At 71.5% G+C, this 23,277-nt stretch carries 21 protein-coding genes; 11 read left to right on the forward strand and 10 right to left on the reverse strand.

The genetic code is table 11. The features are described from left to right. Positions 1 to 28: 28 nt before the first annotated feature. The 3 genes from ACFZBB_RS25555 to ACFZBB_RS25565 are packed head-to-tail and all read right to left on the reverse strand — an operon-like array spanning position 29 to position 4,261. Complete coding sequence (locus ACFZBB_RS25555) at positions 29 to 1,675, reverse strand: glycosyltransferase family 39 protein (protein ID WP_391126657.1); 1,647 nt, start codon at positions 1,673 to 1,675, stop codon at positions 29 to 31. Then, the gene (locus ACFZBB_RS25560; RefSeq protein WP_391126660.1) at positions 1,672 to 2,904 is read right to left on the reverse strand and encodes a glycosyl hydrolase; all 1,233 of its coding nucleotides are present in this window, start codon (positions 2,902 to 2,904) and stop codon (positions 1,672 to 1,674) included. Before ACFZBB_RS25560 ends, ACFZBB_RS25555 begins: the two co-directional genes overlap by 4 nt. A 37-nt stretch (positions 2,905 to 2,941) precedes the next feature. Next, entirely contained in the window at positions 2,942 to 4,261 is a 1,320-nt protein-coding gene (locus ACFZBB_RS25565; RefSeq protein WP_391126663.1) for a glycosyltransferase, read from the reverse strand. 512 nt (positions 4,262 to 4,773) lie between these two features. Between ACFZBB_RS25565 and ACFZBB_RS25570 the strand changes: the two genes are divergently transcribed. Together ACFZBB_RS25570 and ACFZBB_RS25575 are read left to right on the forward strand one after the other, a co-directional pair. Next, a complete protein-coding gene (locus tag ACFZBB_RS25570; RefSeq protein ID WP_391126665.1) occupies positions 4,774 to 5,871 on the forward strand; it encodes a glycosyl hydrolase in 1,098 nt (365 codons plus the stop codon). Between the two features lie 334 nt (positions 5,872 to 6,205). Beyond that, positions 6,206 to 6,961, forward strand: a complete 756-nt coding sequence (locus ACFZBB_RS25575; protein WP_391126668.1) for a hypothetical protein — start codon at positions 6,206 to 6,208, stop codon at positions 6,959 to 6,961. Between the two features lie 68 nt (positions 6,962 to 7,029). Here the strand turns inward: ACFZBB_RS25575 and ACFZBB_RS25580 are convergent, their stop codons facing one another. Beyond that, complete coding sequence (locus ACFZBB_RS25580) at positions 7,030 to 7,446, reverse strand: MarR family transcriptional regulator (RefSeq protein ID WP_391126671.1); 417 nt, start codon at positions 7,444 to 7,446, stop codon at positions 7,030 to 7,032. A 63-nt stretch (positions 7,447 to 7,509) separates the two neighbouring features. Here ACFZBB_RS25580 and ACFZBB_RS25585 point away from each other — a divergent pair, with 63 nt between their 5' ends. Beyond that, complete coding sequence (locus tag ACFZBB_RS25585) at positions 7,510 to 8,286, forward strand: alpha/beta fold hydrolase (RefSeq protein ID WP_391126674.1); 777 nt, start codon at positions 7,510 to 7,512, stop codon at positions 8,284 to 8,286. A gap of 509 nt (positions 8,287 to 8,795) precedes the next feature. On the opposite strand, the gene ACFZBB_RS25590 is transcribed toward ACFZBB_RS25585, so the two are convergent. Continuing rightward, the gene (locus ACFZBB_RS25590; protein ID WP_391126677.1) at positions 8,796 to 9,680 is read right to left on the reverse strand and encodes a sigma-70 family RNA polymerase sigma factor; all 885 of its coding nucleotides are present in this window, start codon (positions 9,678 to 9,680) and stop codon (positions 8,796 to 8,798) included. 246 nt (positions 9,681 to 9,926) lie between these two features. On the opposite strand from ACFZBB_RS25590, the gene ACFZBB_RS25595 reads away from it, so the two are divergent. The 4 genes from ACFZBB_RS25595 to ACFZBB_RS25610 all read left to right on the forward strand — a co-directional run bounded on the left by ACFZBB_RS25595 (position 9,927) and on the right by ACFZBB_RS25610 (position 12,681). Continuing rightward, a complete protein-coding gene (locus ACFZBB_RS25595; protein WP_391126680.1) occupies positions 9,927 to 10,724 on the forward strand; it encodes a ferritin-like domain-containing protein in 798 nt (265 codons plus the stop codon). Beyond that, a complete protein-coding gene (locus ACFZBB_RS25600) occupies positions 10,721 to 11,563 on the forward strand; it encodes a ferritin-like domain-containing protein (RefSeq protein WP_391126682.1) in 843 nt (280 codons plus the stop codon). Before ACFZBB_RS25595 ends, ACFZBB_RS25600 begins: the two co-directional genes overlap by 4 nt. A 79-nt stretch (positions 11,564 to 11,642) precedes the next feature. Then, entirely contained in the window at positions 11,643 to 12,140 is a 498-nt protein-coding gene (locus ACFZBB_RS25605) for a cupredoxin domain-containing protein (RefSeq protein WP_391126684.1), read from the forward strand. Positions 12,141 to 12,225: 85 nt separating this feature from the next. Further along, positions 12,226 to 12,681, forward strand: a complete 456-nt coding sequence (locus tag ACFZBB_RS25610; RefSeq protein ID WP_391126687.1) for a hypothetical protein — start codon at positions 12,226 to 12,228, stop codon at positions 12,679 to 12,681. 99 nt (positions 12,682 to 12,780) lie between these two features. Here ACFZBB_RS25610 and ACFZBB_RS25615 read toward each other — a convergent pair whose 3' ends face one another. The 5 genes from ACFZBB_RS25615 to ACFZBB_RS25635 all read right to left on the reverse strand — a co-directional run bounded on the left by ACFZBB_RS25615 (position 12,781) and on the right by ACFZBB_RS25635 (position 15,777). Beyond that, positions 12,781 to 13,191: a rodlin gene (locus ACFZBB_RS25615; protein WP_355336497.1), complete on the reverse strand. Its 411-nt coding sequence runs from the start codon at positions 13,189 to 13,191 to the stop codon at positions 12,781 to 12,783. Positions 13,192 to 13,346: 155 nt separating this feature from the next. Continuing rightward, a complete protein-coding gene (locus ACFZBB_RS25620; RefSeq protein ID WP_391126690.1) occupies positions 13,347 to 13,712 on the reverse strand; it encodes a hypothetical protein in 366 nt (121 codons plus the stop codon). Positions 13,713 to 13,856: 144 nt separating this feature from the next. Continuing rightward, entirely contained in the window at positions 13,857 to 14,624 is a 768-nt protein-coding gene (locus ACFZBB_RS25625; protein WP_391126693.1) for a chaplin family protein, read from the reverse strand. Between the two features lie 170 nt (positions 14,625 to 14,794). After that, on the reverse strand, positions 14,795 to 15,028 hold the full coding sequence (locus ACFZBB_RS25630; protein WP_188280635.1) for a chaplin: 234 nt from the start codon (positions 15,026 to 15,028) through the stop codon (positions 14,795 to 14,797). Between the two features lie 338 nt (positions 15,029 to 15,366). Then, a complete protein-coding gene (locus ACFZBB_RS25635) occupies positions 15,367 to 15,777 on the reverse strand; it encodes a rodlin (protein WP_093712105.1) in 411 nt (136 codons plus the stop codon). Between the two features lie 440 nt (positions 15,778 to 16,217). Here ACFZBB_RS25635 and ACFZBB_RS25640 point away from each other — a divergent pair, with 440 nt between their 5' ends. The 4 genes from ACFZBB_RS25640 to murJ are packed head-to-tail and all read left to right on the forward strand — an operon-like array spanning position 16,218 to position 23,271. Further along, on the forward strand, positions 16,218 to 17,393 hold the full coding sequence (locus ACFZBB_RS25640; protein ID WP_391126696.1) for a glycosyltransferase: 1,176 nt from the start codon (positions 16,218 to 16,220) through the stop codon (positions 17,391 to 17,393). Then, positions 17,390 to 19,909 (forward strand): exopolysaccharide biosynthesis polyprenyl glycosylphosphotransferase, encoded by a 2,520-nt coding sequence (locus tag ACFZBB_RS25645; protein ID WP_391126700.1) that lies wholly within the window; start codon positions 17,390 to 17,392, stop codon positions 19,907 to 19,909. The genes ACFZBB_RS25640 and ACFZBB_RS25645 overlap by 4 nt, the downstream gene beginning before the upstream one ends. 3 nt (positions 19,910 to 19,912) lie before the next feature. After that, complete coding sequence (locus tag ACFZBB_RS25650) at positions 19,913 to 21,358, forward strand: O-antigen ligase family protein (RefSeq protein WP_391126703.1); 1,446 nt, start codon at positions 19,913 to 19,915, stop codon at positions 21,356 to 21,358. Next, the gene (gene murJ, locus ACFZBB_RS25655; RefSeq protein ID WP_391126706.1) at positions 21,355 to 23,271 is read left to right on the forward strand and encodes a lipid II flippase MurJ; all 1,917 of its coding nucleotides are present in this window, start codon (positions 21,355 to 21,357) and stop codon (positions 23,269 to 23,271) included. The genes ACFZBB_RS25650 and murJ overlap by 4 nt, the downstream gene beginning before the upstream one ends. Positions 23,272 to 23,277 lie beyond the last annotated feature (6 nt).

Raw genomic sequence — 23,277 nt, forward strand, 5'->3', positions numbered from 1 at the left:
CCCCGCTCCGTTGGGCCCAACGCACCGGCTAACGCGCCGACTTCCGCGGCAGCCGGTCGAACAGCGTAATCCGCAGGCCGCCCTCGAAGTCCTTCGCGGTGCCCGCCTTGTACTCGGTCTGGAGGAATTTCCCCTCGTCGGCCGTCATCCCCGCGTACGGCGTGCGCGGCGCGGTGGCCACCAGCCAGATCCGCTGGACGTCCTTGGTGCACACCACGGGCGCGGAGCACGGCTGTCCGGTGTACGTACCGTCCCGCTGCGGCGACACCGTCACGTACACCGCGTCCGGCGGGTCGGCCACGGCGCGCAGTTGGTACGCGGTGCCCCGCATCGCCTTGTCCAGCTCACCGCTGTAGACGACCCCGTCGCCGCCGCGCGTCTGTGTCCGCAGCCAGGCCGACGCCGCCTGGTAGTCGGGGAGTCCGGGCCGCGGGTCGGTGCGCAGGCCGTTGAAGGCCGACAGCGATACCGCGGCCACGGCGACGGCGGCGACCGCGCCGAGCACGATCTGCCGGGTCGCCGCCCCGCGCTCCTTGCCCGGCAGCAGCTTGGCCAGACCGCACACCCCGGCGCCCGCGAGCAGCGCGACGGCGGGCACGGTGAAGACGAAGTACGACGGCGTGAACAGGTTGCCGTACGAGCGCAGTCCGAACAGCGCGACCGGCGGCAGCACCGCCCACACGAGCAGCGGTGCGCCGTTCCTGCGGCCGAGCAGCACCCCGAGCAGCGCCAGGCCGCCCACCGCGAGGGCGACGTGCTGCGAGCCGAGCAGCTCCTGCGGCAGCCGCAGCAGCGCGTGCACATCGGTGCCGCCCTGCGGGTCCTGGTGATTCTGGCCGCGCGCCAGCATCAGCACCGCGAAGAGCGGCGCGACCGGCACCAGCGTCACCGCCAACCACGCCCCGGTGCGCTGGCGTTCGGTGGCCAGCGTGATCAGCAGATACGCCACCACGACCGTGGCCGCCACCGGGTGGAACAGCCCCGTGGACAGCATCCCGAACGCGTATCCGCCCCACCGGTCCGCGCCCACATGGTCCAGCGCCCGGTACAGCAGCAGCGCCCCGGCCACCACCGACAGCGCCGCCAGCGCGAACGGCCGTGCCTCCTGCGCGAATCGCGTCGTCACCGGCAGCACCGCGAACACCAGGCCCGCGACCAGCCCGGTCGGCGCGTCGAACATCCGGCGGCCGAGCAGCGCCAGCAGTCCCGCCGTCACCGCCATCGCCACCACCGACGGCACCCGCAGCATCGCGGGCGAACTCCCGGCGACCGAGACCCAGATGTGCATCAGCACGTAGTACGGCGCCAGCACCACATCGGTGTTGTCCAGCAGCCGCCCGAGGTCCGACCACGACAGATGCGCCGCCCACCACGTCGCCGCCTCGTCCTCCCTGACCTGCGCCGCGCCCACCCGGTACCCGCCCGCGACGAGCGTCACCAGCATCGGCGGCAGCATGATCGCGGCGCGGCCCATCCCGCGCCGCTTCTCCTCCTGGCGCTTCTCCTCCCGCCGACGCGCCGCACGCCCGCCCGAGACAGGGCGTTCCCCGGTGCTGTCGTCCTGGATCTCCCACTCGCCCTGGTCGTGATGGGAGTTCCGCGGCTGCGGAATGATCGAGATGGGGATGGTGTCGGGGTGATCGGGGTGGGGATCCAGCACTTCCCGCTCGTTCATGGGGTGCTCCCGGAAGACGGGGAGGTGCCGGGTGAACCGCTCGGCGGCGCGCCCGGTGAAGGACCGGACGACGTCTTCGTCTGCCCGGTCGCCAGCCGCAGCGTGGCCAGACCGGCCTGGAACGCCTGCTGTTCGGCCTTGCTGGAGGTGAAGCGCCAGTTGGCGCGGGCGCCGGTGTCCCGGTCCTTCTGCATCCAGATGAAGCCGACGACGTCCGGATGGGCCTGGAGCCAGGGGAAGAAGGCCCGGACCCAGTTCAGTTGCTGCTTGTCGATCTGCGCGCCGGTCTCCATGATGATCAGCGGCTTGTCGGCGAAGGTCCGCACCTGCTTGATCGTCGCGCCGAAGGTGATCGCGGGGGTCTTCTCGCGCACGCCGTAGCCGGTCATGCCGATCCAGTCGACGTAGTCGTCGCCCGGGTAGTACGGCTGGAGTTTCACCTTTGGCTTCGGACGGATGATGTTCGGCGACCAGGTCCAGATCACATTGGTGGCCCCGGCCTTGTCGAACAGATCGTGGACGTGCCGCCACGCCTGCACGTACTCGCCGGGCTTGTTGCCGTTCACCGCCTCCGACCAGGGGTACCAACCGCCGTTCATCTCGTGCGCGAGGCGCAGCACCAGGGGCCACTTGGCGTCGGCGATGGCCGTGGCCGTACGGGTGATGTAGGCGTCGAGCTTGCCGCTGATGATGTTGGCGAGCCGGAACTTGGGCTGATCGGTGTTCGTGTCGAGGATGACGCCGCCCGCCGGATTCTGCACCCCGCCCGCCCAGGGCTCCCAGGTCAGCACGGGGAGCGTGCCGTGCTCGTAGGCCGCCGTCATCGAGTACGGGTTGAACTCGTGCTCCCAGTCGAGGAAGTACGAGGCCATGGTCGGCCGGATGCCGCCGTCGTCGGTGGTGAACTCGTCCAGTTCCTTGGCGTCGTAGGGGGCCTTGACGGTGGCCGCGCCGAAGTAGATGCCGTCCGGCTTCATGAACTGCTGCTTGGTCGGCACGTTCGGGTCGCTCTTGCCCTTGAGCCGGTCCAGCAGTCCCGGGTTGCTCTTGCTGCCGCCGCCGAGTCCGGAGTAGCCGGTGCTCTCCGCGTTGGAGACGACTGCCATGTAGACGCCGTAGGACAGCGCGGAGAGCAGGACCGCGTTGACGGCCATCCAGATCCGCAGCCGGATGCCGGTGCCGCGACTCCACCAGTGCGACGGCTTCTTGCGCCGTCGCTTGGCCTCCACCCGGCTCCCGGACCGGTTGGCGGCCGGCCCGTTGTGGCTAGACACTCATCATCACCGACCCCCCGAGCATGAGGCCGCCGATCACGTACGGCACCAGGACCAGGGCGCTGTGGGACTTCTCGCCCGCGAAGCTGTCGGCGCGGGTGCCCCAACTCGCGTTGTGCGCGCAGCGGAAGAAGCCGAGCAGGCGCACGGGGAGCAGCAGCAGGGTGTTGATCACCATGAAGGTGGGCAGGAAGAGCAGGTCCTGCGGCCGGTAGGCGAAGTGCCGCCCGAAGCGGAACATCAGCGAGAACAGGGACATCACGGCGGCCAGCGCGAGGAGCAGCACCAGTGACTTCGTGGGGTCGCTGGGCAGCGGCAGGTCCTGGTAGATGGTGGGCCGGCCCCGGTGGAAGGCGGCGATCAGCCAGGAGGCGAAGGTGCCGAGCAGCACGAAGGGGACCGCGACGTCGGCGAAGTAGAACAGCGCGAGCATCTTCGCGTTGCGCAGCATCCACGGCATCATCCGCAGCGTGTTGTACTGCGAGCCCCGCGCCCAGCGGTACTGCTGCTTGGCCAGCTTCTTCAACTGGAGCGGGGCGTCGGTGTAGACGAGCGACGTGGACTGGTAGACGGTCTTGTACCCGGCCTTGAGCGTGTAGTTGGTGAGCGTGCGGTCGTCGCTCACCTCCAGGAAGACGCCGAGGAACTTCTCGCCGAGGAAGGCGTCCATGCAGTCGAAGAGGATGTGGCTGCGGAAGGCGATGGTGCGGCCGGGCAGACAGCCGACGGTGCCGAGCACGCTCATCGCGGGCATCGCGTACTGGCAGCGCACGCTCTCCAGCCAGTCCGCCCAGCGGGTGAGCACGGTGCGGCTCGGCTGGAGGATGCGCTGACGGGTCGTCACCCCGCCGATCTGGGGGTCGCGGAAGGGCTTGACCAGTTCGCTGAGGGTGTTGGCGGTCCAGATGGTGTCGGAGTCGACGAGTACGGCGATCTCGCCGCTGGACTCGGCCAGGCCGACCTTGAGCGCGTTGCGCTTGCCGGGGACGGGGGTCCAACGCCAGAACACGCCGAGGTCGTCGCAGATGTGCTCAAGCGCCTCGTTGCGGCGGCCGTTGATGACCACGATGATCTCGGTCGGCCGCTGGTCGATGATCCGGCCGACGACCTCGCGGAAAAGGTCCTCGGGCTCGTCCACCACCGGAATGATCACGGAGGTGGTGGTCTGGAAAGGGCGCTTCCACGGCTTGTAGCGACGCGCGAGGACGACCTTGATCAGCCACAGCAACCAGATCAGCGCCATGAAGGCGGCGAAGGGGTACACCACCCCCTGGAGCCGCAACTCACGGATCTCCAGCAAGAACGCCAGCATGTCTTCCTTATCGCGCCGATTCCCCCGAGCCACATACAAGGCGGCGTGCCGCAGAGAGCGTAAGTGGTGACACGATTTTTATCATATGAACCTTAGCGTCCCTCACGGGATCACCTTGAGTAACGCCCCTGCCACGTACACAACGGCCCTGTCGCGTGAGCTGTGTTACACCCCGATGACAAGTCCGTTCCGTCCGGCGGCGAATTACCTGGACAGACGACCGGAGCGGTGAAATCCAGGTCACAGTCGTGTAGGTCCTGTGTCCATCGGACCCCTGTCACTTCCGTCTCGCACGTGACTCACCCCGTCCCGGCACCGTTTTGCGCCTCCGCGCCTCCGCGCCTCCGCGCCCGTGCGGTCGTCGCACCGGTTCGGTGCGCGAGGGGCCAGCCGACCCGGAGGCCCGGCTCGTGGAACCGGCCACGGCCGCACCGCCCGGACACCTAGAGACGACCATAGGTTCGTCTGATGAGATGCTTCCCGTGACGGTTCGCCGAGCAGAATGGCCGGGAATGAATGTGCTCACGCGAGGGACGCGGCGGCGGCCCTTCCTGGTGAACGCCCTGGCAAGCGCGCTCGTGGGCGCCCTGCTGCTGCCGCTGGCCGCGTGCTCCTCCGGGGGCCAGGAGCGCATCGACGACTCCGGCAATCCCTCACAGTCCACGCCTTCCGGAACATCTGCCGCAGACCCCGTGACGCGCACCAAAACACTGAGCAAGGCGGAGTATCTGCATCCGAAAGGCGTCTATTTCGGCGTCGCGACATTCCACGCACCGGCATGGGCGACCACCGCGGCCGTGACCGTGGCGTCGGGGCGTCACCCGCGAATGCTGGAGTACTACCAGGGCTGGAACGAGGATTTCTCCGCCGCCGACGCCGAACTCAGTTACAAACAGGGCGCGGTGCCCTTGCTCACCTGGGAGCCGTTCGCCAAGTCACGGGCCGCCGACCAGCCGGAGTACTCGCTGAAGAAGATCGCGTCGGGGTCGTTCGACTCCTATGTGATCCGATTCGCACGCCAGGTCAAAGCGGCGGGACAGCCGATCGCCCTGCGCTTCGCGCACGAGATGAACGGCGACTGGTACCCCTGGTCCGAGAAGAACAGCGGCAACTCACAGGGCGACTACGTGAAGGCGTGGCGGCACATCCACGACCTCTTCCAGGCCGTGGGCGCGACCGAGGTGATCTGGGTCTGGAGCCCGAACGCGCTCCGCGGCGCCCGCGGCGTCCCGCTCAAACCGCTCTACCCCGGCGACAGTTACGTCGACTGGATCGGTGTCGACGGCTACGGCTTCGGCGAGAAGACGGCCACCGAGGTGATCCAGCCCACGGTGGACGAGATCACGAAGTTCTCGCACAAGCCGATCCTGCTGAGCGAGACCGGGAGTTCACCGGGACCGCAGCAACCCGGCTGGACCGCCGACCTCTTCCGCTGGATCAAGCGGACGCCCAATGTGATCGGCTTCGTGTGGTTCCAGCACAGCGTGGACGAAGGCGGCCAGTACGACTACCGCTTCGACGTCAATCCGCAGACCAAAGCCGCATTCCGGAAGGGACTTGATTCCCTCACCCTGAGCCCGTGGCCGGTCACTCCCGATGCGCCCCAATAAGGGGAGAAGACACCTCCCGTACATGTCTGACGCTATGATTCACCGAAATGAGTGACGGGAAAGGCGAACTCCTCCGGCCATGAGTACTCCCACGGGGCCCCCGGAAGATCCTCGCATACCGCACCAGAACGGTGCCGTACCGCAGGTCGACCAGCAGCAGACGCCACCTGTGCGGCAGACACCGCCCGTACAACCGGCGCAGCAGACGCAACCGGCGCGACCGGCACAACCGGGCTACGGCTTCCCCCCGACCCAGTTCTCGCAGCCGGTCCACCAGGGTTCTCCGTACGAGATCAGGCCCGGGGTTCCGCAGATCCCGCATCCGCAACCGTATGTGCCCAACCCCAACGAGCCCGACTGGTCGGCGCTCGCGGACCAGCACGTGGCCGAGCAGCGGGCGCGCAAGAAGCGGATGCTGATCATCGTCGTCTCCGCCGTCGTGATCCTGGCGCTGGCGGGCGGCGCCGCGCTGTTCCTGATGGGCGGGTCCAAGAAGGACGACGACACCGTCGCCAAGGACGACAAGGACAAGCAGACGACCGCACCGGCCGTCCAGCCGAGCGATTCCGCCAGCGATTCGCCGAGCACGGAACCGAGCGGATCGCCGAGCGGCACCTCGACACCCACGATGCAGGGCAAGGACCTCTTCTCCGACACGTCCACGCGGGTCAACGGCCAGACCTTCACGCGGAAGACCACCAGCCACGAAGCGCCGTGCTGGAAGGCCACCCGCAGCGGTCTCGGTCCGACGCTCGGTCCGAACAAGTGCGCCCAGGTAGTGCTCGCCACCTACACCTCGGCGAAGTCGTCGGTGACCGTCGGCGTGATGGTCTTCCCCAGCGCCAAGGAAGCGACCGTGGTGAACAGCGCCTTCAAGGGCGAACTGATCCCGCTCACCAACAAGTCGGGCATCCCGAACTTCTGCGAGAAGGTCGCGTGCGCGGTGACCCACGCCGTCCACGACCGCTACCTCTACACGACGATCGCCGGTCCCAACAACGGCACCGCGGGCGTCAAGGACGACGACGCGATCGCCGCCGGCCAGGGCATCGCCGGCTACACCCTGACCCGGCTGACCGAACTGGACTGACTCGCGGGCGTCGTTCACGCCACGCGACCGCACCTTGTGAGCCCGTGACCCGTAACAGGGTCACGGGCTCACGTCGGTTCTTCGCCGATGCGGCGCAACAGGGCGAGGAGGGTGGCGCGTTCGGTGTCGTCGAGGGCGGAGAAGGCGGTGGAGAGGACGTCATCGGCGATGTGGTGGCCGGCGGAGAGGAGGGCTTCGCCGGCGGGGGTGAGGTGGTGTTCGATGCGGCGGCCACGGCCGGGGCGGCGGTCGATGAGGTGGCGGTCGGCCAGGCGGGTGGCGAGGGTGCCGAAGGACTGCTCGGTCTGGAAGGTCGCGGCGGCGAGGTCGCGGGCCGAGGCGCCGGGGGTGCGGGCGACGGCGCGCAGGGCGTCCCACTGGGCGAGGGTGGTGCCGACGGTGGCCAGGCGACTGTCGAGGGCGCGGTGCTGACGGTACTGCGCCTGCTTGACGGCTCGTCCGAGGAGCTGGAGTTCAACGGGCATGGGTACAGCCTAACACTCTGACTAAGCTTGCTTATATAAATATCCTTAGTTAAGGTCGGCGGTATGACGACCTCATCGCAGCTCACCGTTGCCGAGACCGGCCCCACCGACGCGGAGACCGATGCCGCCACCGCCCGCCCCGTACTGCTGCTGCACGGCGGCGGAGGCCCCTTCACCGTCGCGGGCCTCGGCGCCCACCTCGCCCGTACCGCGCGTGTCCTCACCCCGACCCTCCCCGGCTGGGACGGCACGCCCCGGCCCGAGGCGTACGACGGCGTGGACGACCTCGCCGCGGCGTACCTGGAGCTGCTTCGGGAGCGCGGGCTGCGTGACGTCCTGGTGGTCGGCTCCTCGCTCGGCGGCTGGATCGCGGCCGAGATGGCGGTACGGGACGGCGCGGGCCTGATCACCGGGCTCGTCCTGATCGACGCGGCCGGAGTGCTGGTCGAGGGCGAGCCGATGACGGACTTCTTCGCGCTCGACGCGCGGGGCGTGGCCGAGCACTCCTTCCACGACCCCGACCGCTTCTTCGTGGACCCCGCCACCCTCCCGGCCGGTCAACTGGCCGCGCGCCAGGCGAACATGGCCACCATGCGGATCATCGCGGGCGACCCGTACATGCACACGCCCGGCCTGCGCGAACGGCTCGCCGACGTCCGCGTCCCGACCCTCGTCCTCTGGGGCGAGAGCGACCGCGTCTTCACACCGGGGTACGGGGCCGCGTACGCCGCCGCCTTCGCCGACGCGCGCTTCGAGGTCGTCCCGAAGGCGGGCCACCTGCCGCAGATCGAGCAGCCGGAGGCGACCTTCGCGGCGATCGACGCCTACCGCGCCCGCTAAAACCCGGCGCCCGTCAGGACTCCGCGCGGAGCACCATCCCGGTCGGCCCCCCTACAAATGACGGTCCCTAGGGCGCCCCACGCCCCGATTCGGCCCCCCTGCCCCGGACGGCGGCCCGATCCCCCAACTCCGGGGGCGCGCTGCCCTCGCGCAGGACCTGCTTTTAGGAGCGCGGGGAACCGCGCGACCAGCCCCCGCCGGGCTTTCAGGCCGAAAACACACAGCAACTGCCCTGCTGGGGCCGGTTCTTCACCCGCGCCACCGCGCGGGCTGAGCGCGCAGTTCCCCGCGCCCCTAAAAACACGTGGCCGGCACCCGGCCGAAGAACCGCCCAGGGCCGCGCCCCTGAAAACGATCGGCGAACCGCCCACCCGCAAAGATCCCGCCCAGGTCCGCGCCCCTGAAAAGATCGGCCCGCCCCCCGGCAGAAGAACCGCCCCAGGGCCGCGCCCCAAAAACCATCGGCGCCCCCCACAGCAGAGGAACCGTCCCCGCGGCGCGGGGGAGGCTCACTCGTCCACTACGACGACCCGCAGGCGCGAGAGGTGGGCCTCGTCCGCGAGGACGTGAATTTCGGCGACGCGCCCGGACGGGCTGACGGTGAGGGCGAAGACGGCGCGGGCACGGCCGTCGTGGATCCAGGCGAGCTGGGGGACGCCGTCGACGAGGACGCGGCGAGCCCCCTTGGCACGGGTGAGGAAGGTGGTGGCGACGGCGGCGGCGCCGCGGACGGAGGTGGCGCCGGACAGGGCGGCGGCGGGGTCGGCCCGGAGCACGACATCGGGGTCGAGGAGTTCGAGGAGCGCCTCGAAGTCCCCGCCGCGGGAGGCCGCGAGGAAGGCGTCGACCACGGCGCGGCGCCGTACCGCGGAGCGCTCCTCGTCGACGACGGCGACCCCCCGCACCCGGCGCCGGGCGCGACTGGCGAGCTGCCGGGTGGCGGCGGGCGAGCGCTCCACGATCGGCGCGATCTCGTCGAAGGGAACGGCGAACATGTCGTGCAGGACGAAGGCGAGCCGTTCCGCGGGACCGAGCGTGTCGAGGACGACGAGCAGGGCGAGCCCGATCGAATCGGCGAGCAGCGCCTGCTGCTCGGGGTCGGTGTCCTCGGCCGCGGCGGCGCGCGTGACCGGGCCTCCCGACGGCGTCTCCAGCGGCTCCTCGCGGCGGCTGCCGCGCGAGCGCAGCATGCTCAGCGACACCCGGGCCACCACTGTGGTCAGCCACCCGGCGAGATTGTCGACCTCGTCGGCGTCGATCCGGCTCAGCCGCAGCCAGGTCTCCTGCACGGCGTCGTCCGCCTCGCCGGTGGAGCCGAGCATCCGGTACGCCACCGCGCGCAACCGGCCGCGCTGCTCCTCGAAACGCGCCGCCAGGAACTCGTACTCGTCCATCGGGCCACCCACCTCCGTCACCTCGTCGTCGTAGCAGTGACCCGCCGGACGGGCCCGATGTGACACCTGGCGGTACCGCCACGCACCGTACAGACGCATTCACTGGGCGAAACGGCCCCCTGCCGTCACCCGGAAGAGTGGTCTCGGTGCCCGTACGGAGGACGGGACCAATCCGGATGAGCCGCCGCCACGAACCTGTCACAGGAGTGCCCTCACAAGAGCGGGCACCGTGAGAGATGGGGCGTGATGGGCGTAGAGCGCATCGACACCCGGCTGCTCGAAGAACTGACAGAGCAGTCACAAGACCTGAACAGTGACGCCTTGCGGATCACCGCGAGCGCGCTGGACGACTTCCGCGCGGCGGCACAGCCCGCGCCGGCGTCCTCGCGCCGCTGGTGGCACCGCGGCGGAGCGGTCGCCGGAGTGGCGGGCGCCGCCGCTCTGCTGCACACCTCGCGGGTCGCCGCGGCCTCCTCCAGCGACGACATCATGGCGCTGCAGACGGCGGCGTCGATCGAGAACCTGGCGATCAGCGTCTACCAGACGGCCGCAGGACTGCCGTTCATCAAGAACGGCAACAAGACGATCGCGGCGTTCATCGCCAAGACGACCACGCAGCACCAGGCGCACGCGAAGGCGTTCAACTCCGCCGCCACCCAGGCGGGCGGCAAGGCGCAGAACCAGCCGGACCCGAAGTACGCGGCCGTGGTCAAGCAGGCCCTGCCGTCGATCAAGACCCCCGCGGACGTCGTGAAGCTGGCGATCACGCTGGAGGACGTCGCGGCCCAGACGTACACGAAGAACGTCAGCCAGGTCAGCAACGGCGACCTGCGCAAGCTCTTCGCCTCCGTCGCGCCCGTCGAGGCCCAGCACCGCGCGACGCTGCTGGCCGTACAGTCGCTGCTCGCCGGGAACATGGGCGACCTGATCGCCATCCCGACGGACGTCGCCAAGCTGCCGGCCGCGGTAGGCAGCGTCGGCTTCCCCAACGCCTTCTACCCGACCAAGAACGCTTCACCGATCTCTGAGGGGGCCGTGAAGTGAGCACCGCACGCGACGGCTGGGAGCTGCAGATCAGCGAGCGCGAGCTCGCCCGTCTCACCCAGGACATGGAAGAGGCCCACCGCGACACGCTGCCCGCGATGCGTGCGGCGGCCGCGGACCTCGCAGCGGAACAGCGCGACAAGGCACAAAGCGACCGGCGCGGCGGGGTGGCCGACGCCTCCCGGCGGCGTTTCCTGCTCGGCGCCGGCGGGGTGGCGGCGGCGTTCGCGCTCGCGGCGTGCTCCAGCAGCGACAAGAAGACCTCCGCGGACTCCGCGACCGGTGCGCCCGGCGGCTCGCCGACCGCCTCGGCGTCGGCGTCCGGGAGCAGCAAGTACACCGGTGACCTGAAGGTCGTCGCGCTGGCGACGGCTCTGGAGAACCAGGCCGTCGGCGCCTACAAGGCGACGCTGGAGGCGGCCAAGGCGGGCAAGCTCGGTACGGTGCCGCCGGCCGTCGCCACCTTCGTGACGACCGCGATGGCCCAGCACGCGGACCACGCGAAGGCGTGGAACGCGGTACTCACGGGTGCGGGCAAGCCCGCCATCAACAATGTGCCGCTGTCCAACCAGGCCGCCACCCTCAAGGCGCTCGGCGAGGCGAAGACCTACGGCGCCGTCGCCAAGCTGGCCCTGCAACTGGAGGACCAGGCCGCGCAGACGTATCTCTTCGCGACCTACAACGTCACCAGCCCCGCCGGGATCGCGACCGCCGCCACCATCGCGCCGGTCGAGGCGCAGCACGCCGCGATCCTCAACTTCATCCTTGGCCAGTACCCGGTCCCCGACGACTTCCTGCCCGTGGACAAGGCGGCCAGCCCGACCCTGCTCACCGTCTGACCCCACCTGTACGGGACGGCCCGCACCCCCACACGGGCCGTCCCGTGCCCCGCCCGAATTCCGAAGGGAAAACCCCGAGTTGATCGTCACCCGGCTCCACGCACGCACCGCTTCCGTCCCCGTACGGGTGCCTTCGCGCGTCCCCGTACGCGTACGCCGTGCGCCGTTGCTGGCCGCCGCCTGCGCCGCGCTGGCCCTGACCGGTTGCTCCAGCTCGGGTTCGAGCGGCAGTAGCGGTACGAGTACGTCGGCGGCTGCCACGTCGGCGTCCTCGTCCGCGTCGAGTTCCGCGTCGAGTTCCGCGTCGGCCTCCAGCGGCGGTGGCGCGGACACCATCGTCATCCAGAACTTCGCCTTCACGCCCGCGTCGCTGACGGTCGCGGCCGGCGCCACCGTGACGGTCACCAACAAGGACTCGACGGCGCACACGGTTACCTCGGTCAAGAGCGGCCAGTTCAACACCAACGACATCGCCCCGGGCAAGACGGTGACCTTCAAGGCCCCCTCGGCCAAGGGCACGTACGACTACATGTGCACGATCCACCAGTTCATGAAGGGCACGCTCACCGTGAACTGACGCGCCGTCGGATCACCGCGCGTTCCGCTCCCCCCACCGTGGCCGTACGACCCGTACGCGCCGTACGAGGAAACGAGGATCCGTCATGCCGTCAGCCGGGGTCAGCTCCACCGGCCGAGCGCTCGACCTGGCGGCACGCCTCGTCGCCGCTGCCGGGCTCGCCGTGGACGCCTATGTGCACGCCAAGCTCGCCGACCAGTACGACGCGGTCTCCGCCGACATCAGCCAGGGCACGCTCTTCCGGATCGAGGCGGGCATGGCGTCGTTCGCGGCCCTGCTCATCCTGGTCTGGCGCCGCCCGCTCAGCGCCGCCCTGGCCTGGCTGGTCGCCGCGGGCGGCCTCTTCGCCCTGATGCTCTACCGCTATGTGAACGTCGGCGCGCACGGCCCGTTCCCCAACATGTACGAGCCGGTCTGGTTCTACGACAAGAAGCTCGCCGTGTGGTCCCAGATCGTCACGATCGTCATGGCGACCGGCCTGCTCATCCACTGGTACGTCACCCGCGTCACCCGCCGCCGCGACGCGTCCACGCTTCGCTAGGAACACCTCCTGACGACGAACTGCCCGATCCGGCCGGTGCGGCCGGGTCGGGCAGTTCGCTGTGCGGTGCGGTGGGACGGATCAGCCGGGTGCGGCAGATCAGCCGTTGTGCACGCCGTTGCCGGACAGGACCGGGATCTGGTCCAGGATGTGCGAGGCGGGCTCGTCACCCTTGATCTGGCTGCTGTTCTCGGCGCACTGCTGGTTCTGCGGGGAGGCCAGGACGTTGATGTCCTGGACCGTGACCGGCACGAGGCCCACGAGGGAGCCGACGTTGGCCTTGACCGGGACGCCGAGGCAGGGCTTGTTCAGGGTGCCCTGGACGAGGCCGATCTGCGGGCTCTGGGTGCCGCCGGTGTGGGTGTTGCCGTAGCTCTGCTCGGCGCCGTTGCCGTTCACCGTGGTCGTGCCCTGGTCGTCGCCGAGGGCCATGGCCTGCGGGGCGGCGGTGACGCCGACAGCAACAACCGAGGCGGCGAGCGCAGCGCCGGCCAGCATCTTCTTGATCATCTGAAATCCCTTTTTGGTGCTCGATTGCACGGTTCTGGAGCGATCTGATCAACCGCTCACGTGGGGTTTGGTTCCGGCGATTCACTCCGATGGCGGAGTGCTGCCGCGAGGATGGCCGAAGCCGACACGCGGCAGGTGGGGGAGCCGGGGCCGGGTCAGCGGCCGAGCGGGAGTCCGCCCAGCAGCGAGGCACCGGGCACCGCACCGGTCACGGTGGAGGTGGCGGCATCCTTGGTGGCGGAGGCGGCCTGGCCGAGCAGCGCGTCGGTCGAGGTCTCACCGCGCAGGTGGTCGGCGGCGGCGCTGACCGTCCGGAGCGCGGAGTCGACCTTGAGGCCGTCACTGAGCTGCTGCAACGGCTGCTCGTTCAGGGCCTGCTCGACACCGCCGTTGATGCTGGTGGGCATCGTGGCCGCGGTGGGCATCTGGGGCGCCGTCATACCGTCGGCGAAGGCAGGCGCGGCGACGCCGACCGCCATCATCGATCCGGCCACGACTGCTGCGACCTTCGAGTACTTCATTGCCACCCTTTCAGTGCCGGTGTCTGTCGGCATGGTCAACGACCGCGGATAGCAACGGAAACGAGGAGTAAACCGGCCTCTCGACAATCACCCGAACGTGAGAGCCGCCTCGCCCAATTCTCGTATTAATTCCGTTGCCCAGGGTCACGAATACGTGCGGCGAATACGGGCCATGGAGGCCGCGTGGGCGCCCGACGCGGCGTGCGCGCCGTGGGCGGCGGCGTGCGCGACCCGCGGTCCGCGCCCGCGGCGGTAGAGCATGGCGCCGCCGAGCAGCAGCGCGGCGCTGGTCGCCCCGGCCGCCCCGAACTCGCCGCCGGCGACGCCGGTCTCGGCGAGCGACTGCTGGTCAACGCCGTCCAGGACGGCGGGAACCGCGTGGTTCGGCTCGGGAGCCGGCGGAAGCCTCCGGACGTCGATGGTCGGATCGGTGTGCACCGAACTGGTGTCGGTGCCGGTGACCGCGTGCGCGCCCGTGCCGTCGTTGTCGCAGGAATTCCCGGACACCGCATTCAGCAGTGCGAGGGGGTCCACGGTGTTTCCGCACACATTGAGCGGAGCGTGGACCGGAATTTGCACCGAGTTCCCTGAGGCCACGCCCGCGGAGCCCTGGATGCCCGACGAATGGGCGGATGAGGGGGCGCTGGGAACGGTGTGGTGGTGGGAATGCGATTCGTTGGAGCAGTGGTTGCCCAGCGCGGCGTTGTCGGCTCCCACGACGTTCACGCTGTTCCCGCACGCGTTCAGCGGGACGTCGACCGGTGCCTCGACGCTGTTGCCCGACAGCAGGCCGGGTGAGTTGGACGCACCGCCCTGCGCGTCGGAATCCGCGTTCGCATACCCCCCGGTGGCCGCGAGGATGCTGCTGGCGGCGGCGACGGTGAGCAGGCTCCGGCTCAAGATGTGTCGCATCGACTTCTTTTCTCCGCTCGGTTCTTCGGCTGCGCCGAATACGTCCCGCGGCCGTCCCGTGCCCATCCCGTAAGACGGACCGCCCCGGAGCGCGACGCACACACTCCGGGGCGGTCCGCGGTCCGGGATCAGAACCTGACGGCCTGACAGGACGACGTCACTTCACTTCGTCACTTGTTGACGCAGGTGTTGCCGAACGCGGGGTTCAGCAGACCGATGACGTTGACGGTGTTGCCGCACAGGTTCACAGGGATGTGAATCGGCACCTGGATGCTGTTGCCGGACAGGACGCCCGGGGAGTGCGAGGTGATGCCACTGGCGTCGGAGTCGGCGAACGCGGGGGCCGCGACACCCACAGCCATGAGCGTTCCGGCAGCGACCGCCGCGACCTTCGAGTACTTCACGTTGAGCTCCCTTTCCGGAGCGGTGTCTGGCACCAGCACGTCCTTCGTACGGGCCGGACACAGGAAATCCGCGTCCGTGAACACCACTACCGACCGGGCTAACGACGGGTGCCGACCGTAAGCAACTCCCCAGCGTGCGGCGCCTTCCATCATCCACTCGAATGGCTCGGCTTTTTCCGCCCGGAGCGGAAACCCCGAGGCGGCCCCGGTGCGGAAGGCGCGGTGCGGAAACCCCGAGGCGGAAGGCGCGGTGCGGAAACCCGGCGCGGAAAACGCGTACGGCCCCGGCCGTCGACGGAAAGTCGACGGCCGGGGCCGTGCGAAGCCAGGGGAATGGCTCAGTGGTTGCCGGCACCGTTGCCGGACAGCACCGGGATGTTGTCCAGGATGTGCGACAGCGGCTCGTCGCCCTTGGCCTGGGTGGAGTTCTCGGTGCACTGCTGGTTCTGCGGCGACGACAGGACGTTGATGTCCTGGACGGTGACCGGCACGACGCCGACCAGCGAGCCGACGTTGCCCTTGAGCGGCAGCGCGAGGCAGGGCTTGTTGAGCGAGCCCTGGACCAGCGCGAACGACGGGCTCATGTAACCGCTGGTGTACGTGTTGCCGTAGCTCTGCTCGGAACCGTTGCCGTTGGCGGTGGTGGTTCCGTGGTCGTCACCGATGGCCATCGCGGAGGGGGCCACCGACGCCGAGACGCCCGCGATGGAGACGGCGACGGCGGCCGTGGCGAGGAACTTCTTGATCACGGTTGGTCCTTCTGGAGTGAGATTGCCCTGTACATGGGTCTACATGGGTCGCACTGACCAACCGGCTCCCAGGCGATTAGTAATGATGTTTCACCCGAATGGATAGAACCACCGGAGGCCGGGCACCGGCGCGCAACGGAAGGGTGACGGCGGTGACGTGGGTTGACGTCTCGTCAACACCGGTCATGTGATCGTCATAAGACATTCGTCCTGCTCGGCGGGCCGCGCGCCTTACGTGAATCGGGCGCCGAGGTCTGCGACCGTGCATTCCTGTTTCACGAGGATTACCTGACAGGCACGGGATTCGTTGACTCCACGCAACCCGCTCGAACGCGCGGGCGCGCACATGACACGCAGCAAACCCATCGGCTTCTCCTCGGCCCCGGTCGGTCCACCGGAGACGGTCACGGAGATGGTCACGGACAGAGAGACGGCGCGCGATGCCGCAACACCAGTACGAACTCGCCGGGCTGACGGTGCTCCATGTGACCCAGCCCGTCGAGGGCGGAGTCGCCCGCGTCGTCACGGACCTGGTCCGGGCCCAGCTCGACGGCGGTACGCGCGCGGTGGTGGCCTGTCCGCCGCACGGCGCGCTCCCGGGAGCCGTCACCGCGGCCGGCGGCCACGTCGTACGGTGGCCGGCCGGCCGCTCGCCGGGGCCCGGCCTGCCGCGCGAGGTCCTTACCGTCGCCCGGCTGATCCGCGCCGTCCGCCCCGACCTGCTGCACGTCCACAGCGCCAAGGCCGGGCTCGCGGTACGGCTGGCTGTGCGCGGCGGCCTGCCGACCGTCTTCCAGCCGCACGCCTGGTCGTTCGACGCCGTCACGGGACCGACCGCGCGGGCCGCGCTGCGCTGGGAGCGGTACGCCGCCCGCTGGGCCGACCGGGTGCTGTGCGTCAGCGACGCGGAGCGGCGCGCGGGACAGGACGCGGGGGTACGGGGTACGTGGGCGGTCGTGCCGAACGGCGTGGATCTCACGCACTTCACGCCCACCGCGGACGTCGGTTCGGCGCGGGCCGCGCTTCCCGCGCTGTCGGACCTCGGTCCCGACACCCCGCTGGTCGTGTGCGTCGGCAGGCTCTGCACGCAGAAGGGCCAGGACGTGCTGCTCAGGGCGTGGCCGCGGGTCAGCGAGCGGCTGCCGGACGCCCGTCTCGTGCTCGTCGGCGAAGGCCCCGCGCTGCGGCCGCTGCTGCGGGACGCGCCGCCCGGTGTGCTGTTCGCCGGGAGCACCGTGGACACCGCGCCCTGGTACCGCGCGGCCGACGTCGTCGTCCTGCCGTCCCGCTGGGAGGGGATGGCGCTCGCGCCCCTGGAGGCGATGGCCTGCGGACGGCCGGTCGTCCAGACCGACGTCAGCGGCGCCCGCGAGAGCGTGCCGCCCGCCGACGCCGCCGAATCCGTCGTCCCGGTCGAGGACGAACGCGCCCTCGCCGACGCCTTGCTGAGGCTCCTCACCGATCCGGTACGGCGCGCCGACGCCGGTCACCGCGCGCTCGCGCACGTACGCGAACAGCACGACGTACGAAGAACGGCTGCCGCCGTCGCCGACCTCTACCGCGACGTCCTCGCGCTGCCCCAGCCGGGCCGCCCCACCGAGAGGGTCACCCGATGACGTGGGAGAGCGCGCGCGTGCCGCCGCCCACCCCCACCGGCGGCCCCCTGCCCTCAGGGGGCCGCCCCGCCGACCGCGCACCCGCGACCGGGGGCGGTACGGGCGACCGCGCGCCCGCGGCCGGGGGCCGTACGCCCGACCGCGAACCCGTGTCGGGAAGCCGGGCAGACGCACCTGCGGCCCGTACGTCCGACCGCGCGCCCGCGAGCGGGGGCCGTGCCGAGCGCGTGCTGGGCGTCGTCGGCCAGGCTGCGGAGAACACCGCGGTGACGCCCGGCCAGGGCGGTGACCGCGCCCAAGGGGGCGGGCCCGAACCGACGCCCGCGCGCGCCGCCGGGCGCAGGCTCAGCTTCGCGCTCGCCCCGGGCTCCGACACCGCCTCGAACACGCCCCCGAGGTGGGGCGGCGACCGCAGCCTCCGCTTCACCCTCGGCCCAAGCCCCGAGCCCACGACCCCCGCGGCCCCCACCCGCACCCCGGAACGCCCCCGCGCCACCACGCGCGGCCAGGAGCCGGAAACCGCTGCGGGCCCGGCGCCCGGGCGGGCCGTCGACCGCGGGGTCGGTGTCGCGCTCGGGGAGGCACCCGAGGCCAACTCGGTCACCGTGCCCGGCAGGGCGCAGGAGCGCGCGCTCGGGATCGCCCTCGGCCACGCGCCGGAAACCACGTCGGGCGCGGCGCCGAGTCGCGTCGCCGACCACGGACTCGGCCGGGCGGGCGGACACGCCTCCGAGGCCAACTCGGTAGCGGCGCAGAGCCGGGGGACCGACCGCGGTCTCGGCATCGCGCTCGGCACGGCCGCCGACACCGGCTCGGGCACGACCGCCGGCCACACAGCCGACCAGGCACTCGGCGGCGCGCTCGGCCAGCCGCTCGCGGCCAACTCGGGCCCGGCGCCCGGGCGGGCCGTCGACCGCGGGGTCGGTGTCGCGCTGGACACGGGGCCCGGGACCGGCTCAGGCGGGCGGGGCGGCGGGGGTGGGCAGGCGGCTGAGGCGTCCTCGGCCGGGCGGGGCGGCGAGCGGGCGCTCGGGGTGGTGGTGGGGCAGGGCGGCGACGGCGGAGGGCGGCCTCCCGTGTTGGCGTCGCAGCAGATGCCCGCGTCGGCACCGCGGCAGACGCCCGCGACGGTGTCGCGACCGCGGCACCGGGCGTTTCGGCAGCGGGTGGCGGGGCCGCTGGTGGCGGCGGACTGTGCGGCGGCGCTGATGGGGGCGTTCGCGGTGCGGGCGGATGTGGGGCCGCTGCTGCTGGCGCCGCTGCTCGGGTGCCTGGTCCCGGCGCTGCGCAAGGCGCGGCTGTACCGGCCGGGGTTCGCGCCGACGGCGTCGGACGAGCTGCCGGCGCTGGCGCTGTGCGCGACGCTGGCGTGGGGCCTGGTGGCCGTGACGGCCGCGGCCACCGGGCCCGAAAGCGCCCTCGGATGGGGCGAGTTGCTGACGGCGCTCGTGCTGACCGTGCTGGGCCAGTGGGTGCTGCGCGGGGTCGTGCACGGCGCGCGGCGCCGGTACGCGCGGCTGCACCCCGGATCGACGCTGATCGTGGGCGGCGACGGGTCCGTACGCGAGGTCGCCGCCGTGCTGCACGCGCATCCCGAGTACGGGATGCACCCGGTGGGCATCGCGGCCACCGGCCAGGTGCCGGGGCAGGAGCAGGGCCCGGGGCCCGGACACGGCACCGCGCCCGACGACTTCCCGCTGCCGGTGCTGACCGGCCACGGCGACATCACGCGCGCGGTGATCCAGAACTCGGTGCGGTACGCGGTCGTCGCGGGACCGCAGCCGCTCGACGCGCGTACCACCGCGACGGTACGGCTGCTGGCCGCGCAGGGCGCCTGCGTGTGGCAGGTCACCGCCGGTCCCGGCAGCGGCCAGGCGGCCCCCGGCCACCTGTGGGGCTTCGCGTGCCGCCGCCTCGACCCGTATCCGCCCGCGCCGCCCGGCCGTTGGGGCAAGCGCGCCCTCGACATCGTGCTCGCCTCGGCCGCGCTGCTGGCGCTCGCGCCGGTCCTCGCGGGCTGCGGCCTCGCGGTACGGCTGACCGACGGGCCCGGTGTGCTGTTCCGGCAGGAGCGCATCGGCCTGGGCGGACGCCCGTTCACGCTGCTGAAGTTCCGTACGCTGCGGCCGGCCGACCCCGGCGAGTCCGCGACGCGCTGGAGCATCGCGCACGACCGCCGGGTGAGCCCGGTCGGCCGGCTGCTGCGGCGCACCTCGCTCGACGAGCTGCCGCAGTTCTGGAACGTACTGCGCGGCGACATGAGCCTGGTCGGTCCACGCCCCGAACGCCCGTACTTCGTGGAGCAGTTCAGCCAGACCCACCCCGGCTACCAGGACCGGCACCGGATGCCGGTCGGCATCACCGGGCTCGCCCAGGTGCACGGGCTGCGCGGCGACACCTCGATCGCCGACCGCGCGCGGTTCGACAACCACTACATCGACAGCTGGTCGCTCTGGCAGGACGTCAGAATCCTCGCCCGCACGGCGACTTCGCTCTTCCGGTTCGGTGGGAGCTGAATCATGGCCACGATCGCCACGCCCGCGCCCGCGCGAAACACGGCGCCCGCGCACAGAGCCGAACCCGCCCCTCGTATCCCCCCGGGCCTCGCCCGATACCGCTGGCTGGCACCGCTGTTGCCCGCCCTGGCGACCGTGCTGCTGCTCGCGGCGCCGGTCAGCACGGGCGACGTCAGCACCTCGGGCAAGGTCACCCCGGCCGACGCCGCCTCCGCCGTACTCATCCTGACCGTCGCCGTACGGCTGCTGCGCGACCGGGCACGGCCGCTGACCGCGACCGCCGCGGTGGTGCTGGGCGCGCCCGTCGTCGGCTTCGCGCTGTCCGCGGTGACCTCGGTCGACCCGGCGGCCGGACTCACCGGATTCCTGCGCTACGCCCAGGTGTTCGTGCTGGTGCCCGCCTCGCTGGTGCTGCTGCTGCGCGACCGGCGGGACTTCGCGGTGGTGGCGGGAGCCGTCGTCGCGGTCGCCCTCGTCCAGGGCGCGATCGGCGTGTGGCAGTACGCGACCGCGACCGGCGCCTCCTACATGGGCGAGGACATCAGGGCGGTCGGCACCTTCGGCCCCTCGGACATCATGGGGATGGCGACGGTCGTCGCGTACGGCCTGGTCATCGCCACCGGCTGCGCGCTCGTACCGGCCGCGGCGGGCGCGCCCCGCTGGCTGCGTCCCGCCGCGCTGGCCTGCGCGGCGGCGCTGCTCGTACCGCTGGCGGTGTCCTTCAGCCGCGGCACGTGGATCGCCACGGCCGTCACGTGCGCGGCGATGATCGTGCTGTCGGGACGGCGCCAGGCGCTGTGCGTCTTCGGCGTACTGACCGCCTCCGCCGTGCTGTTGGTCGGCGGGCTCGGCGTGGGTTCGCAGATGATCGGGCAGCGGGTCAGCAGCATCACGCGGGTCACCGCGGACCCGGACCCCTCGGTCACCGACCGGTACACGCTGTGGGCCGCCGCCGTCAGCATGTGGCGCCAGCATCCGGCGACCGGCGTCGGCCTCAAGCGCTTCCCCGACGAGCGCGACGGGCACGCCTCGCTCGCGCTGTCGTCGGGCAGCGACACGGCGGGGGCCGGGCAGCGCTTCACCCGTGAACCGCTGCTGTCGCCGCACAACATGTACCTGCTCGCGCTCAGCGAGCAGGGTCTGATCGGCTTCGCTCTCCTCGTCGGCGGCTGGGCCGCCTTCCTCACCCGCGGCACCGACCGCCTGCTGCGCGCCCGCCGCGCGCGCGTCCGCGCACCGGGCGCCGCCGCGAGCGGACTGGCCGCCGTCGGGCTGCTGATCTGGCAGTGCGTCGACTTCCTCTACGCCGACATCGGCGGGCCCTCCACCGTGCTGACCGCCGTGCTGCTCGGCCTGACGGCCTGGTGGGCGCTGTCGCCCGCGGCGGACGCCGCTGCCGGTGCCGCCGCCGACCTCAGTGCCGACGCCACGGTCGGCCGCCGCCGATGACCGCGAGTGCGGCGACCGCCGCCCACGAGGACGACGCGCCGACCGGCCGTACGCGCCGGGCCTCGGGGACGGCCCCTGGCGACGGCACCGGCACTGGCACCGGCCATAGAAGCGGCATCGACACCGGCGTCGGTTCCGACCCGAGCTCCGGCTCCGGCTCTGGTTCCGGGGGCGACCGGGGGTCGAAGGGGCTCGCGCGGGCCGCCTTGGTCACCGCCGTGCTCTCGGTGGCCGGTTCCGTGCTGGGGCTGGTGCGCGACCAGGCCATCGCCCACCTCTTCGGAGCCGGGGCGGCGAGCGACGCGTTCCTCGTGTCCTGGACGGTCCCGGAGCTGGCGGCGACCGTCCTGATCGAGGACGCGATGGCGCTGCTGCTCGTACCGGCCTTCGCCGCCGCCCTCAGCAGGCGGGCGGACGGAAGGACGGCCGACGGCCGGGCGGGGCGGACGGGCGATCCCGTACGGGCCCTGCTGGCGGCCACTTTGCCGCGGCTGACGCTGCTGCTGGCCGCCGTCGGAGCCGCCATCGCGGTGGCCGCGCCGCTCGTGGTCGACGTCCTCGCGCCCGGACTGACCGACCACCGCCTCGCGGTGGACTGCACGCGGCTGACCGCCGTGACGGTCTTCACCTTCGGCCTCGCCGGGTACTTGAGCGCCGCGCTGCGCGCCCACCGCCGCTTCCTGCCGCCCGCCGCGATCTACGTGGCGTACAACGTCGGCATCATCGGCACGCTGTTCGCACTGCACGCCCACTGGGGCGCGCGGGCCGCGGCGGCCGGTGTCGCGGTCGGCGGACTGCTGATGGTGCTCATCCAACTGCCCGCGTTTCTCGTCGAGTTGCGCACCGCACGGCAGACCGTACCGGCGACGACCGCGGCCATTCCCGAACAGCCGCAGCGCGAGGGGAAGTTGAGGAACGAGGGCCGGTCCGGACCCGAAGTGCCGTCCCTGACGCGCGAATCCGTCCCGGCAGGCGGCCGAGCGAGCGCCGGAGCCCGGTCCCACCGGGCCCCGCGCGTCCGGACCGGGCCCCAACTCCCCTCGCGGCCCAGGGCGTCCCGCCTCGGCCTCGCCCTGGTCGCGCCCGTCATCTTCTTCACCGTCAGCCGCCAGGCCCAGGTGCTGATCGAGCGGTTCTTCGCCGCACCCCTGCCGTCGGGCGCGATCTCGCACCTCAACTACGCCCAGAAAGTGGCGCAGATGCCGATGGCGCTGTCGGTGATGATCTGCACGGTCACCTTCCCCGTCGTCTCGCAGGCGCTCGCCCGCGGCGACCGGGAGCGGGCCAGACGGCAGGTGCAGCGCGACCTGACGGTGGTGTGCGTCGTGGTGCTGCTCGGCACCGCCTTCATCATCGGCTGCGCCCCGCAGATCATCCAGGTGCTCTTCCAGCGCGGCGCGTTCGACGCCTCCGACACCGCGGCGACGGCCGCCGTGATGCGGGTGTACGCGCTCGGGCTGCTCGGCCAGAGCCTGGTGGGCGCGCTGATCAGGCCGTACTTCTCGGCCGCCCGGCCGACCTGGTACCCGGCCGCCGCCATGTCCGCCGGCCTGCTCGTCACGATCGGCGCCGACGCGGCGACGGTCGGGGCGTGGGGCGCGTACGGCATCGCGGCGGGCAACGCCGCCGGGATCACCGTGACCGCCGGGCTGCTGGTCCGCGGCCTCGCGGCGCACACCATCGCGATCGGCGCACGCCAACTCCTCACCGGCGTAGGCCGGATCACGCTTGCCGCGGCGGTGGCCACCGCCGCCGGCTGGGGCCTCGGATCCCTGATCCCCGATCCGTTGGCCGCGACGGCGGTGTGCTGCATCGCCGTGCCCGTCACCTTCGCCGCGGCGGCCGCCGCGGTGCGGGTGCCGGAGGTTCCGCACCTGCTCGCCACAGCGAAACGAAGGCTGTCCCATGCCTAGTTCGAA

The sequence above is a fragment of the Streptomyces sp. NPDC008139 genome (assembly GCF_042957025.1).
Taxonomy (GTDB): Bacteria; Actinomycetota; Actinomycetes; order Streptomycetales; family Streptomycetaceae; genus Actinacidiphila.